This is a genomic window from Pseudomonas sp. 28 E 9, assembly GCF_900004785.1.
GTDB lineage: Bacteria > Pseudomonadota > Gammaproteobacteria > Pseudomonadales > Pseudomonadaceae > Aquipseudomonas > Aquipseudomonas orientalis_A.
In genome coordinates, this window is the sequence record NZ_CVTK01000022.1 from 39,116 (window position 1) to 53,310 (window position 14,195).

A 14,195-nucleotide genomic window follows, 5' to 3' on the forward strand; every position below is an offset into this window, starting at 1 on the left:
GGCCTATGCAGATGACTACGCCGGCGCGCAGGGGTTCTGTTTTATTTTGCAGGCTTATGGGCGCGGGCCTGGGTGACGCGGTCGACGAGGTAGACCAGCCCGTGATAGTCGATGCCGCCGTGCAGGCTCAGGCCGATCTCGCAGGTGCGGCTGGTGGAGATGCCTTCGCTGCAGTGTTGCACCGCGTCCTTGAGGCTGCGCAGTGAGTGGGCGTTGAGTTCCGGGGTGGTGAAGCCTTTGTCGCCGGCAAAGCCGCAGCAGTGAATGCCTTCGGGGACGACGACGGTCTTGGCGCAGCGTCGGGCGAGGTCGATCAGCGCCTGGCTTTCACCCAGGTGCTGGGTGCTGCAGGTGACGTGGACGGCAATGGGCGCTTCCTGCGGCGTGAAGTCGAGGCGGTCCATGAGGTGGGTGCGGATGAAACGTACGGGGTCGTAGAGGTCCAGGCGTGTCTCGCCCAGGTCTTGCGTCAGGCGCAGGGTGCACGGGCTGGTGTCGCAGTAGATCGGGTCGAGTCCGCCACGGCTGGCGTGGAGCAGGGCGCCGATCAGTTCCTGGCGCTTGTGTTCGGCCTGTTCGGCATAGCCTTTGGAGGCGAAAGGTTGGCCGCAGCAGAGGTTGTCCTGGTGGTCGGGGAAGACCACTTGGTAACCGGCTTTTTCCAGCAGGCCACGGGTTTTGTCGTACAGCGACATTTGCTCTTTATCCCCCGCTGCTGGGCCCATGGCGCGTGAGACGCACGCCGCCAGGTAGACCACCCTTGGTCGCTCGTCGGTAACGGCGGGACTGAAGCGAATGGCTTTTTCCGGCTGTGGCATGGCGTTGGTCCACTGCGGGACTTGCCCCTTGGACAGCTGGGTCACGGTGGCCGATAACTTCGCCAGGCGTGGGGCGCCCAGCAGCATGCGCGCGCCGTTGGCGACATGCAGGGTAAAACGCGCGCCTTGCAGTGCGGTGGCGAAATGGGTGGCGAGCCAGTCGGCGGTTTTCGTACGGTCGGCGTCGCGGCTGCGCAGCTTTTTCACCAGGTCGCCGGTATTGATGCCTACAGGGCAGCGTTGGGCGCAGAGCCCGGTCGCGGCGCAGGTGTCGATGCCTTGGTAGTGATAGGCCGCTTCCAATTCGGTGGTGTCGACGCCGGCGCGTTGTTTGGCCTGGATGTCGCGCCAGATCACGATGCGTTGGCGCGGGCTCAGGGTCAGGCCTTTCGACGGGCATACCGGCTCGCAGAACCCGCATTCGATGCACTTATCCACAAGCGCGTCGGCGGCGGGCAGGGGCTTGAGGTGTTTGAGGTGAATCTGCGGGTCTTCGCTGAGCACCACGTCCGGGTTGAGGATGCCGTTGGGGTCGAGCAGGCGCTTGAGCTGCCACATCAGTTGATAGGCATCGCTGCCCCATTCCAGTTCGACGAACGGCGCCATATTGCGACCGGTGCCGTGTTCGGCTTTCAACGAGCCACCGAATTCAACCGCCACCAGTTGGGCCACGTCGTCCATGAACGCTTGATAGCGTGCGACTTCTTCCGCGCTGTTGAAGCCTTGGGTGAAGACGAAGTGCAGATTGCCTTCCAGTGCGTGTCCGAAAAGGATGGCTTCGTCGTAGTGGTGTTTGTCGAACAGTTCGATCAAACGGTTGACGCCAATCGCCAGCTGCTCGACCGGGAAGGTGACGTCTTCGATGATCACGGTAGTGCCGGTTTTGCGTACGGCGCCCACGGCGGGGAAGGTGTCCTTGCGAATCGCCCAGAGCCGGGCGTTTTCCAGCGGGTCTTCGGTGAAGTCGACCTGCTTCTCCACCGCAAAAGAGGCGAGTGAGGCCATGATCAGCGCCAGTTGTTCATGCAGTAATGAAGGAGACGCGGCGCGGGATTCGATCAGCAGCGCGCAGGCATTTTCCGATAGTTGCTGTACGAACGCCGGCATGCCCGGTTTGTCCTGTACCGAGCGCAGGCTGCGCCGGTCCAGCAGCTCAACGGCCGACACCGGCTGGGTTTTCAGCACGGTGACCGCGTTGCAGCAGGTCTCGACGTCCGGGAATACGATGAGTGCCGAGGCTTTGTGCGGGTGATCGATCACCGTGTCGTAGGTCACGGCGCTGATAAACCCCAGCGTGCCCTCGGAGCCCACCAGCAAATGGCTGAGGATATCCAGCGGGTCATCGAAATCCACCAGGGCATTCAGCGACAGGCCGGTGGTATTTTTCAGACGGTATTTGTGGCGGATCTTTGCCGCCAGTTCGGCGTTTGCCTGCGTCTCCCGGCCCAGTGTGGCCAGGCGTTCTAGCAGCGCGCCATGGGTGTGGCGGAAGGCCTGGACGCTGGCGGGGTCTTCGGTGTCCAGGCGGCTGCCATCGGCCAGGACCAGACGAATGCCTGCCAGGGTGTGGTAGGTATTTTGCGCCGTCCCGCAGCACATGCCGCTGGCGTTGTTGGCAACGATGCCGCCGATCTTGCAGGCGTTGATCGACGCCGGGTCTGGCCCGATCTTGCGCCCGAATGGCGCAAGCCAGGCATTGGCCTGAGCGCCGATGACGCCGGGTTGCAGGCGGATCTGCAGGCCTTGCGCGCGAATTTCGCGGCCATTCCACTGATCACCCAGCACGATCAGTACCGAGTCGCTGATGGCCTGGCCGGACAAGCTGGTGCCCGCTGCGCGAAAGGTCACGGCGACGCGGTCGCGCTGGGCCAGTTGCAGCAGCGTGACGACTTCGTCTTCCGACTCCACGCGTATCACCAGCTGTGGGATCAATCGGTAAAAGCTGGCATCGGTGCCGAAGGCGAGGGTGGAAAGTGGATCGTCAAAACGACGATCCTTCGGGATCAGTTGTGCGACGTCGCTCAGGAATGCGGCAGGCAGGCTCATCGGTCCTCCAGAAATAGCTGACGCCGGAACCGTTGTCCGGCGTCGATTCTTACCCTGTTGCGTGCAGGTCTCAGTGCACCAGCATACCGGTGAACCAATACGCCTGTGCCAGGGTGATCAGCCCGACGATCGTGGCGAAGAACAGGCTGTGTTTAAGGGTGAAGCGGAACAGGTCGGACTCCTTGCCGACCAGGCCGGTCGCGGCACAGGCCACGGCGATCGATTGCGGCGAAATCATTTTGCCGGTCACGCCGCCACTGGTATTCGCCGCCACCAGCAAGGTGTCGTTGACGCCGATCTGGTGGGCGGTGGTGGCTTGCAACGAGCTGAACAGTGCATTGGACGAGGTGTCCGAGCCTGTCAGGAAAACGCCGAGCCAGCCGAGGAACGGTGAGAAAAACGGGAAGGCCGCGCCGGTGCCGGCCAGCACCAGGGCCATGGTCGAGGACATGCCCGAGTAGTTGGTGACAAAGGCGAAGGCCAACACCATGCCGATGGACAGGATCGGCCAGCGCAGCTCGTAGAAGGTCTCTTTTAAAGTGGTAAGACCAGTTTTAACGTCTATTTTCAATACCGCCATCGAGATCAGCGCGGAGAAGAAAATTGCGGTGCCGGTCGCTGAAATCGGGTCCAGCTTGAATACCGCCGGTATGGCGGTGGGGTTGGTGACGATCGGCGCGACTTTGATTACCAGTTGGTCGAGGTGCGGGATCGCAAAGTTGAACACCCAACTGTACATCGAGCCGCCAGCGGCGAACATCGCCTTGAAGGGTTTGAGGGTCCAGATGGTCACCAGCACGGTGAGAATCAGGAAGGGCGACCACGCCTTGAAAATCTGCCCCAGGCTGTACGGCGAAACCAGGGTGTTGCGCGGCAAACCGAAGCCGCCGGCGCTGGCGGTAACCGCCGTGCTCGAGGTGGCGCCGGCAATCTGCGCGCCGGCACTGCGTTTGGGTTGCCAGACTTTGAGGAATAAGGTCAGGGCGATCAGGCTGGCCAGTGCCGAGGTGATGTCAGGCAGCTCCGGGCCGATGAAGTTGGAGGTGAAGTACTGAGTGACGGCAAAGCTCAGGCCCGCCACCAGGGCTGCGGGCCAGGTTTCGCGAACGCCGCGCAGGCCGTCCATCATGAACACCAGCCAGAACGGCACGAACAGTGACAGCAGGGGCAGTTGGCGACCGGTCATGGCGCCGATCTTGAAGGCGTCGATGCCGGTGACCTGGCCCGCCACAATGATCGGGATACCCAGCGCACCGAAGGCGACCGGGGCGGTGTTGGCAATCAGGCACAGGCCGGCGGCGTAGAGCGGGTTGAAACCCAGGCCGACCAGCAGCGCGGCGGTAATTGCCACGGGCGCACCGAAACCGGCCGCCCCTTCGAGGAAGGCGCCGAAGCAGAAGCCGATCAGCAGTACCTGCAGGCGCTGGTCGTCGGTAATCGACAGGACCGAGCTGCGGATCACTTCGAACTGACCGCTCTTGACCGTCAATTTGTAGAGAAATACCGCCGCCACGATGATCCATGCAATCGGCCACAAGCCATAGGCGAAGCCGTAGCCGGCGGCGGCCAGGGCCATGTCCACCGGCATCTGGAAGGCGAAAATCGCCACCAGGATCGACAGCGCCAGCGTGATGCTGCCGGCCACGTGCCCCTTGAGGCGGAATACAGCCAGGGCCAGGAAGAAAAACACGATGGGTATAACGGCGGCCAGTGCGGATACACCGAGACTGCCAAGAGGGCTGTAGAGCTGTTGCCAGGTTTGCATATGGGGTGGCCCCTGATTGTTGTTGTTTGTACGCTCTGGATAATTGGTAATACCAATTTACAGTCGCTGTTGGCTAGATTAAGAGGCTTGGCAGGGGTGTGTCAATTTGCCGCCCAGGAAACTTTGGTCGTACGAGTGGGTATGCGGCGTTCTGATCGGGATAATCCGAGGCGTTCTGATAGGTGCCGGGAGCGCGGCGATAGGCCAGAATAGAGAGCCCGGCGCGTGGTCGGGATGGTGGAGAGCGGGTTATGGGGTTTGATCAGGTGCGTCAGCGCCGTTTGTCTGACGATATTGTCGAGCAGCTCGAGGGCATGATCCTTGAGGGCACGCTGAAGTCGGGCGAGCGCTTGCCGGCCGAGCGCGCATTGGCTGAACAATTTGGTGTATCGCGCCCTTCGCTGCGAGAAGCGATTCAGAAGCTGGCGGCCAAAGGGTTGTTGGTCAGTCGTCAGGGCGGTGGCAACTATGTGGTGGAATCCCTGGGGTCAACCTTCAGCGACCCTCTGTTGCATCTGCTGGAAAACAATCCTGAAGCGCAGCGGGACCTGCTGGAATTTCGCCAGACGCTTGAGGCTTCCTGTGCTTATTACGCGGCGTTACGGGCAACGGAAGTGGACCGTGAGCGGCTGACGGCGGCGTTCGAGGCGTTGCAGGATTGCTACGCGCGCGTCGATGAGGTGAGTCGAGTGGAGGAGGGCGCGGCAGATGCGCGGTTTCACCTGGCCATTGCCGAAGCCAGTCATAATGCCGTGCTGCTGCACACCATTCGCGGGCTGTTCGATCTGCTCAAGCGTAACGTGGTAACAAACATTGGCGGCATGTATCAACAGCGCACCGAGACCCGCGACATGCTGATCAGTCAGCATCGCGACCTGTACCTGGCAATTATTGAAGGGCGGGCCGAGCAGGCGCGGGAGATCTCAACGCGTCACCTGCTGTATGTGCAGGAAGTGCTGGAGGAGGTTCGTCAGGAGGTTCAGCGCGTGGCTCGGGCGGAGCGACGTAAAGGCATGTAGCCTCGGGCGAGTGGCCCGAAGCTGCATCGTCACAAGGTTAGTCTTCCTTGCCTTTGTTACGCACCGCGCGATGCAATTCGCGATTGGAGTCGCGCTCGCGTTCGGTGTCGCGTTTGTCGTATTCCTTCTTGCCCTTGCCCAGCGCAATTTCGCACTTGACCAGATGCTTGCTCCAGTACCAGGACAGGCAGATGCAGGCGTAGCCTTTCTGCTGCACTGCCGCAGCGAGTTTTTCCAGCTCGCGGGCATTGAGCAGCAGCTTGCGCGTGCGCACCGGGTCGGCAATTACGTGGGTGCTCGCGGTGGTCAGCGGGGTGATATGACTGCCAAGCAGCCACGCCTCGCCATCCTTGAGCAGCACATAGCTGTCGACCAGCTGCAGCTTGCTGGCACGCAGACTTTTTACTTCCCAGCCGGCCAGGACCAGACCAGCCTCGAACCGATGCTCGATGAAGTAATCGTGTCGCGCCTTTTTATTTTGCGCGATGGTCCCTGTTGGGTGTTTCTTTTGTTTAGCCATAGGGGCGGCATTATAGGGAGTTGCGAGCGTGTCGGCTACGGTCAACCTGCGTGCTTGAGCGTGTTGGACGAATCCCGGACAATGCGGGCAGTTCTCTGGTTTTTTTCTCTCGCGGATCTGGCTGTTGTTTCGCGATGTTTGCCCGCTCAGCTGTGGAAATAACGCTCACATGACGACGCATATTCAACGTTCGGCCCTGCTGCCGTATCCCGCACAGGCGCTCTATGACCTGGTCAACGACGTGGCGCGTTACCCGGAATTCCTGCCGTGGTGCTCCACCGCCGAGGTTTTGGAGGGCGATGACGGGTACATGGTTGCCAGCGTCGGCGTAGCCAAGGGTGGGCTTAGCCAGCATTTTGTTACGCGCAATGTGCTGGTGCCTGGAAAATCCATCGAGATGAATCTGCAGGAAGGCCCGTTCACCCAGTTGCATGGGGTCTGGGTATTCAAGGCGCTGACGGACAAGGCCTGCAAGATCAGCCTGGATCTGTCGTTCGATTACGCAGGGCCGATCGTTCGCGCGACATTGGGGCCTTTGTTCAATCAGGCGGCGAATACGCTGGTGGATGCGTTCTGCCAGCGGGCCAAGCAACTGCATGGTTGAGATTGAAGTGGTGCATGCCGCCGTTGATCGCCAGGTTTTATTGCAGGTGAAGGTTCCGGCGGGCACGAGCCTGAGGGCGGCGGTGCAAATGTCGGGAATGGCTGAGCAGTTCCCGCAATGGATGCTGGCTGACTGCCCGCTGGGGATCTTCGGCAAGGTGGTTTCGGACCCTGATGCGCGTGTTGTGCAGCCAGGTGATCGAATTGAGATCTATCGGCCGTTGCTGGCAGATCCCAAGGAAATACGCAGGCAGCGTGCGGCCAGGGCGGCGAAGACCAGGCAGCAAAGCTCATAAATGCGTCAGACAACAAAAAGCCCGGCATGCCGGGCTTTTTGTTGAGTGTTGCTTTGTTACTGCGGGCTGGTGTCCAGAGGCTGTGGCGTCGGGACGGGCACGGTTTCCACGCCATCGACGTCTTTCTGGATCTGGTCCAGCAAGGAGCCTGGCTTGGCCGGCACCTCGGATTTCGGCTTCTCGGCTTCCTGTGCAGGGGCGGTCACGCTGGTGCCGCTGTCCTTGCCCAACAGCGCTTCATCGCGGCTTACGCCAGGCATGAAGTCGCCGGACAGGCTGACAAGCTGGTCATTGCCATTGAAAATGACACTGACGCGCTCCTGCTGGCGCTCACCGCCGCCAGGCTGGAGGCTGTAGAGATAATCCCAGCGATCGGCATGGAAAGTGTCGGTCAGCAGGGGATTACCCATGATAAACCTTACTTGCCGTCGGGTCATTCCCGGGCGTAACTGGTCTATCATGTCCTGCGTGACGACATTGCCCTGCTGGATGTCGATTTTGTAAACCCCGGGGAATGAACAACCGGCGAGTGCGAGCAGTCCCACAAAGGTGAAACTGGTTAGCAAGAGCTTGGTGTTTTGCATCGGTGGGCGACTTCCACTATCTTGGCTGGGACAACGTAAACGCCGATCATACCCGTATTAAGAGAAGCTGCGAAGCAGCATCCGCGAGAAAGCTAACCATGGTTGAAAATAGCGAACTACGCAAAGCCGGTCTCAAAGTGACTCTGCCCCGAGTCAAGATTCTACAAATGCTCGATTCTGCTGAGCAACGCCACATGAGTGCCGAGGACGTTTACAAGGCGCTGATGGAGTCTAATGAAGACGTCGGCCTGGCCACGGTTTACCGTGTCCTGACCCAGTTTGAAGCCGCAGGGCTGGTGGTTCGTCATAATTTCGACGGCGGTCATGCAGTGTTTGAATTGGCCGACGGCGGGCATCACGACCACATGGTTGACCTGGATACCAATGAGGTTATCGAGTTCACCAGCCCTGAGATCGAAGCGCTGCAGCATAAGATCGCTGAGGAGCATGGCTTCGATTTGGTTGACCATAATCTGGTGCTGTACATCCGTAAGAAAAAGTAAAAATCGACGCAGATTTGCTCTGCGCAACGATCGAAGGCGACCCCAGGGTCGCCTTCGTGCTTTATATAAGAGGGAAAATGCTCGCTCAGGCCTTCGCTGCTACGACCATCTTCTTCGCGTGCGCCAGGGACTCCTTGGTCAAATCAATACCGCCAAGCATCCGCGCCACTTCTTCCACGCGCTCCGACTTGTTCAGCTTGGACACGGCCGTGCGCGTCGCATCACTGCCCCGCACTTTGTGCACGAACAAATGCTGATGCCCCTGGGCCGCCACTTGCGGTAAGTGGGTCACCGTCAGCACCTGGCCGCGATCGCCCAGACGGCGCAACAACTGACCAACAATCTCGGCAGTCGGCCCGCCAATGCCTACGTCCACTTCATCGAATACCAGAGTCGGTACACGCGAGGTTTGCGCAGTGATGACCTGGATCGCCAGGCTGATCCGTGACAGCTCACCGCCGGAGGCGACTTTTGCCAGGGCTTTGAGCGGTTGCCCCGGGTTGGCGCTGACCAGCAGCTCCACCTGTTCCAGTCCGTGGGGTTGCAGTTCATGGCTGGTATTGGCGTGCAGCTGGATGGTGAAGCGGCCGCCGGGCATGCCCAGGCGCTGGATCTCCTGTTCCACGGCACCGGCCAGACGGGTAGCGGCCTGTTGGCGAAGGTCGCTCAGCTCACGAGCCTTTTCCTGATAATGGCGGGCGAAGGAGGCGAGTTCTTCGCCGAGGCGCTCGATGGACTCGTCGTTCGCGTTCAGGGTCTCGATTTCATCCAGCAGCTTTTGTTGCATTGCCGCCACTTCGGTTGGCTGGATTCGATGTTTGCGCGCCAGGGTGTAGATGGTGTCCAGGCGCTCTTCTATTACCTGCAGGCGCGCCGGGTCGACATCGAAATGATCGAGGAAGCGGTTCAACTCACCCACCGCTTCCTCCACCTGGATCTGCGCGCTGGTCAGCAGGGTGGTGGCTTCACTCAGTGAGCCGGAGGCGTTAGTCACGCTGGACAGGCGATTGAGGCTCGCGGTCAGTGCGTTAAGCACATTGCCGGAATCACTTTCGCTGCATTGCTCGATCACCTGGCGACAGATGCCCAGCAGTGTCTCGGCGTTGGTCAGGTTCTTGTGTTCCTGTTCAAGCTGTTCCAGTTCGGTCTCGCCCAGGCCCAAGCTTTCAAGCTCTTCGAGTTGATAGCTGAGCAGTTGGTGGCGAGCGCGTTGCTCGTCGCCGGAATTGGAAAGGCGTTCCAGTTCCTGGCGCGTCTGGCGCCAGCGTTGCGCGGCCAGGTGAACCTGGCGGGCAAGTTCGGTGGCGCCGGCGTACTCATCCAGCAGGCGGCGATGAGTGTCGGTTTTCAGCAGGGACTGGTGCTCATGCTGGCTGTGGATATCAATCAACAGTTCACCCAGGGCTTTCAAGTCGCCAAGGGGGCAGGGCGTGCCGTTGATATAGCCACGTGAGCGTCCTTCGGCGGTGATCACTCGGCGCAGGATGCACGGGCCTTCGTTATTGAGGTCGCGCTCGGCCAGCCAGGCCTCGGCCTCGGGAATGTCCGCCAGATCGAATGTGGCCAGGATGTCGGCCTTGTCGGCGCCGGGGCGCACCACGCCACTGTCGGCGCGGTCCCCGAGCGTCAGGCCCAGGGCGTCGAGCATGATCGACTTGCCGGCGCCGGTCTCGCCTGTGATTACGCTCATGCCGCGATCCAGTTCGAGATCCAGATGTTCAACGATGGCGTAGTTATGTACGGACAGGTGCACGAGCATGACGGCCGCTCCCAGGCTTTAGGTCTGGTTATTTATACAGTGTTTTGTTTAGAGCTGACAATCCTGGCGCTTAGCTCGATTTGCTTGATCGGGTGCTTTTTTTAGCTCAATAAGGAATGTAGGGGCAGGAAATGATCCGAGACATGCGAAAGACTTTTGGTAACGTCCGCGCCCTTGAACCTGAAAATTGTGGCCCCATATACCGGAACAGAAGCGCGAGTTGAGTTCGCGCATGATTTTGAAAGGAGAAAGCTATGGCTGACGAACAGACGCAGGATACGCAAACGCCAGACGCCAATTTGGCTGCCGGTGATGAGCTGGTTACTCGTGTGCAAGTGCTCGAAGAGCAATTGGCCGCCGCGCAGGATCAGTCGTTGCGTGTTGCCGCCGATCTGCAGAACGTCCGCCGCCGCGCCGAGCAGGACGTAGAAAAGGCTCACAAATTCGCCTTGGAAAAATTCGCCAACGACCTGCTGCCGATTATTGACAGCCTGGAGCGTGGCCTTGAATTGTCCAATCCAGATGACGAAAACATCCGCCCGATGCGCGAGGGGATCGAACTGACCCTGAAAATGTTCCAGGACACCCTGAAGCGTTATCAGTTGGAAGCCATCGATCCACTCGGCGGTGAGCCGTTCAACGCGGAGCACCACCAGGCGATGGCGATGCAGGAAAGCCACGACCTGGAGCCCAACAGCGTATTGAAGGTATTCCAGAAGGGTTATCTGCTCAACGGTCGCTTGTTGCGCCCGGCGATGGTGGTGGTGAGCAAGGCTCCCGCACCCGTTTCGCCTTCTATTGATGAGCAGGCTTGAAATCCGCCGCAAGGCCCCCATTTATAAGTCAAGCGATTAAGTGCTACCGCAGTTAGCCACAACTGCTGCGGCAACCAAATTCAAGTTTCGGGAGAGTCAAACATGGGCAAAATTATCGGTATCGACCTGGGGACCACCAACTCGTGCGTCTCGGTCATGGAAAACGGCAAGGCCAAAGTTATCGAAAACGCTGAAGGCGCGCGTACCACGCCGTCGATCATCGCTTACGCCAACGATGGCGAGATCCTGGTCGGTCAGTCGGCCAAGCGTCAGGCCGTCACCAACCCGCACAACACCCTGTACGCGGTAAAACGTCTGATCGGTCGCAAGTTCGACGAAGAAGTCGTACAGAAAGACATCAAGATGGTGCCTTACAAAATCGCCAAGGCCGACAACGGTGATGCTTGGGTTGAAGTGAACGGCAACAAGATGTCCGCACCGCAGATATCGGCTGAAGTCTTGAAAAAGATGAAGAAGACTGCCGAAGACTACCTCGGTGAAACCGTGACCGAAGCGGTCATCACTGTTCCGGCCTACTTCAACGACAGCCAGCGCCAGGCAACCAAAGACGCCGGCCGCATCGCGGGTCTGGACGTAAAACGTATCATCAACGAACCCACCGCAGCGGCCCTGGCCTACGGTATGGACAAGGCCAAAGGCGACCACACTGTGATCGTTTATGACCTGGGCGGTGGTACTTTCGACGTCTCCGTCATCGAGATCGCGGAAGTTGACGGTGAGCACCAGTTCGAAGTGTTGGCCACCAACGGCGACACGTTCCTGGGTGGTGAAGACTTCGACATCCGTCTGATCGACTACCTCGTTGACGAATTCAAGAAAGAAAGCGGCATGAACCTCAAGGGTGACCCGCTGGCGATGCAGCGCCTGAAAGAAGCCGCTGAGAAAGCCAAGATCGAACTGTCGTCGAGCATGTCCACCGATGTGAACCTGCCGTACATCACTGCAGACGCGACCGGTCCCAAGCACTTGAACGTGAAGATCTCGCGCGCCAAGTTGGAAGCACTGGTTGAAGACCTGGTTCAACGCACCATCGAACCATGCCGCATTGCACTGAAAGACGCCGGTATTGACGTTGGCTCGATCAACGACGTGATCCTGGTCGGTGGCCAGACCCGTATGCCGCTGGTGCAGCAGAAAGTCACCGAGTTCTTCGGTAAAGAAGCACGTAAAGACGTGAACCCGGACGAAGCGGTTGCCATGGGTGCTGCCATCCAGGGCGCGGTATTGGCCGGTGACGTGAAAGACGTGCTGCTGCTGGACGTCAGCCCGCTGACCCTGGGTATCGAAACCATGGGTGGCGTGATGACCGCGCTGATCGAGAAAAACACCACGATTCCTACCAAGAAATCCCAGGTGTTCTCGACTGCCGACGACAACCAGGGCGCCGTGACCATTCACGTGCTGCAAGGCGAGCGCAAGCAAGCTGCGCAGAACAAATCCCTGGGCAAGTTCGACCTGGCCGAGATTCCACCAGCACCCCGTGGCGTGCCACAGATCGAAGTGACCTTCGACATCGACGCCAACGGTATCCTGCACGTTGGCGCGAAAGACAAGGCGACCGGCAAAGAGCAGAAGATCACCATCAAGGCCAACTCCGGCCTGTCTGATGAAGAAATTCAACAGATGATTCGTGATGCTGAAGCCAACGCTGATGCGGACGCCAAGTTTGCCGAGTTGGCCGGTGCCCGTAACCAGGGTGACGCGCTGGTTCACTCGACGCGCAAAATGGTCGCTGATGCTGGCGACAAGGTGACTGCCGAAGAGAAAACTGCAATCGAAGCCGCTGTAGTTGCCCTGGAAGTCGCTATCAAAGGCGACGACAAGGCCGCTATCGAAGCCAAGGTTGAGGAGCTGTCTAAGGTGTCCGCGCCAGTGGCCCAGAAAATGTACGCCGAACAAGGCCAGCCGGCTGAAGGTGCTGCGCAGCAAGCAGAGCCTGAAGCCAAGCACGACGATGTTGTCGATGCCGAGTTCGAAGAAGTCAAAGACCAGAAGTAACTTGGTCGCCCGGTTGACCGCTCACAAGCGGTGACTGGTAGGATGTCGCCGCGCGGGAGCTTGCTCCCGCGTTGGCGTGTCTGGGGTATGCGAATTTTTACAGTATGCGACAGCGTTCGGGTGCTGGCGGTGTGGCCGGGAATGCTCCTGCTTTCCGAGCAGTAAATACCGCGTTTTTAGTCGGGTGGCCGGCTAAAAAGTAGTAATGACCAGGATCGTTGAATTGACGTGAGTTGGGTCCGGGCCTGCATTGGGGCTCAACGAGTTTGGCGAGGCTCAGGAGGGTCTGGCTGAACGTCCTTAAGAGTGCAAAGACTTATGGCAAAGCGTGACTATTACGAAGTATTGGGTGTGGAGCGCGGGGCTAGCGAGGCGGACCTGAAAAAGGCTTACCGTCGCCTGGCGATGAAGCACCACCCGGACCGTAATCCGGATAGCAAAGAATCCGAAGAAATGTTCAAAGAGGCCAATGAGGCCTACGAATGTCTGTCTGATCCCAACAAGCGTGCAGCCTACGACCAGTATGGCCATGCCGGCGTCGACCCGAGCATGGGCGGCGGCGGTGCCGGTTTTGGTGGCCAGAACTTCTCCGATATTTTCGGTGACGTGTTCAGTGATTTCTTTGGTGGCGGCCGTGGGGGCCAGCGTGGCGGGGCTCAGCGTGGCAGCGACCTGCGCTATACCCTGGAGCTGAACCTGGAAGAAGCCGTGCGCGGCACCAGCGTCAACATCCGTGTACCGACGCTGGTCAACTGCAAGCCGTGCGACGGCTCGGGTGCCAAGAAGGGCTCTTCGCCCATCACCTGCCCGACCTGCGGCGGTATCGGCCAGGTGCGGATGCAGCAGGGCTTCTTCTCGGTGCAGCAAACCTGCCCGCGTTGCCATGGCCAGGGCAAGATCATTTCCGACCCGTGCGATTCCTGCCATGGCGAAGGTCGCGTCGAAGAGTACAAGACGCTGTCGGTGAAAGTGCCGGCGGGCGTGGATACCGGCGACCGCATTCGTCTGTCGGGTGAAGGGGAAGCCGGTACTCAGGGTGGGCCTACGGGCGACCTGTACGTGGTGATCAATGTGCGCGAGCACTCGATCTTCCAGCGTGATGGCAAGCATCTGTTCTGTGAAGTGCCGATCAGCTTTGTCGACGCGGCCCTGGGTGGTGAGTTGGAAATTCCGACGCTGGACGGTCGGGTCAAGCTCAAGATTCCAGAGGGTACGCAGACCGGCAAGCAGTTCCGTATCCGTGGCAAAGGCGTTGCGCCGGTGCGCGGTGGCGGGGCCGGCGACCTGATGTGTCGCGTGGCGGTAGAAACGCCGGTCAACCTGAATCGCCGTCAGCGTGAGCTGCTTGAAGAGTTCCGCAGTTCGTTGGAAGGTGATGACTCTCACTCGCCGAAAACCACGGGCTTTTTCGATGGTGTGAAGCGTTTCTTCGGCGACCTGTAAGGAAT

Annotated in this window: 12 protein-coding genes; 7 read left to right on the forward strand and 5 right to left on the reverse strand. The window is 59.6% G+C overall.

Features of this window, described 5'->3' with window-relative positions; translation table 11 throughout:
* Positions 1-41: 41 nt before the first annotated feature.
* Positions 42-2,864: an FAD-binding and (Fe-S)-binding domain-containing protein gene (locus tag BFQ00_RS03960; protein WP_065932679.1), complete on the reverse strand. Its 2,823-nt coding sequence runs from the start codon at positions 2,862-2,864 to the stop codon at positions 42-44.
* A 70-nt stretch (positions 2,865-2,934) separates the two neighbouring features.
* Entirely contained in the window at positions 2,935-4,629 is a 1,695-nt protein-coding gene (locus BFQ00_RS03965; RefSeq protein WP_065932680.1) for a lactate permease LctP family transporter, read from the reverse strand.
* 251 nt (positions 4,630-4,880) lie between these two features.
* On the opposite strand from BFQ00_RS03965, the gene BFQ00_RS03970 reads away from it, so the two are divergent.
* Entirely contained in the window at positions 4,881-5,648 is a 768-nt protein-coding gene (locus tag BFQ00_RS03970; RefSeq protein WP_057725002.1) for a GntR family transcriptional regulator, read from the forward strand.
* A gap of 37 nt (positions 5,649-5,685) precedes the next feature.
* On the opposite strand, the gene smpB is transcribed toward BFQ00_RS03970, so the two are convergent.
* Positions 5,686-6,168: an SsrA-binding protein SmpB gene (gene smpB / locus BFQ00_RS03975; RefSeq protein WP_003235073.1), complete on the reverse strand. Its 483-nt coding sequence runs from the start codon at positions 6,166-6,168 to the stop codon at positions 5,686-5,688.
* Between the two features lie 169 nt (positions 6,169-6,337).
* On the opposite strand from smpB, the gene BFQ00_RS03980 reads away from it, so the two are divergent.
* Together BFQ00_RS03980 and BFQ00_RS03985 are read left to right on the forward strand one after the other, a co-directional pair.
* Positions 6,338-6,772: a type II toxin-antitoxin system RatA family toxin gene (locus tag BFQ00_RS03980; protein WP_065883925.1), complete on the forward strand. Its 435-nt coding sequence runs from the start codon at positions 6,338-6,340 to the stop codon at positions 6,770-6,772.
* Entirely contained in the window at positions 6,765-7,067 is a 303-nt protein-coding gene (locus BFQ00_RS03985) for an RnfH family protein (protein ID WP_065932681.1), read from the forward strand. Before BFQ00_RS03980 ends, BFQ00_RS03985 begins: the two co-directional genes overlap by 8 nt.
* 56 nt (positions 7,068-7,123) lie before the next feature.
* Here the strand turns inward: BFQ00_RS03985 and BFQ00_RS03990 are convergent, their stop codons facing one another.
* On the reverse strand, positions 7,124-7,651 hold the full coding sequence (locus BFQ00_RS03990) for an outer membrane protein assembly factor BamE (protein ID WP_057725005.1): 528 nt from the start codon (positions 7,649-7,651) through the stop codon (positions 7,124-7,126).
* Between the two features lie 98 nt (positions 7,652-7,749).
* Between BFQ00_RS03990 and fur the strand changes: the two genes are divergently transcribed.
* Positions 7,750-8,154, forward strand: a complete 405-nt coding sequence (gene fur, locus BFQ00_RS03995; RefSeq protein ID WP_003194220.1) for a ferric iron uptake transcriptional regulator — start codon at positions 7,750-7,752, stop codon at positions 8,152-8,154.
* A gap of 85 nt (positions 8,155-8,239) precedes the next feature.
* On the opposite strand, the gene recN is transcribed toward fur, so the two are convergent.
* Positions 8,240-9,913 (reverse strand): DNA repair protein RecN, encoded by a 1,674-nt coding sequence (gene recN / locus BFQ00_RS04000; RefSeq protein WP_065932682.1) that lies wholly within the window; start codon positions 9,911-9,913, stop codon positions 8,240-8,242.
* Between the two features lie 254 nt (positions 9,914-10,167).
* Between recN and grpE the strand changes: the two genes are divergently transcribed.
* From grpE to dnaJ, 3 genes are all read left to right on the forward strand, one after another.
* Positions 10,168-10,728 carry a nucleotide exchange factor GrpE gene (gene grpE / locus BFQ00_RS04005; RefSeq protein WP_065932683.1) on the forward strand — a complete coding sequence of 187 codons (561 nt, stop codon included), beginning with the start codon at positions 10,168-10,170 and terminating at the stop codon, positions 10,726-10,728.
* Between the two features lie 102 nt (positions 10,729-10,830).
* Positions 10,831-12,747 carry a molecular chaperone DnaK gene (dnaK, locus tag BFQ00_RS04010; protein ID WP_065932684.1) on the forward strand — a complete coding sequence of 639 codons (1,917 nt, stop codon included), beginning with the start codon at positions 10,831-10,833 and terminating at the stop codon, positions 12,745-12,747.
* A gap of 318 nt (positions 12,748-13,065) precedes the next feature.
* Complete coding sequence (gene dnaJ / locus BFQ00_RS04015; RefSeq protein WP_065883934.1) at positions 13,066-14,190, forward strand: molecular chaperone DnaJ; 1,125 nt, start codon at positions 13,066-13,068, stop codon at positions 14,188-14,190.
* The last annotated feature ends 5 nt before the right edge of the window (positions 14,191-14,195 follow it).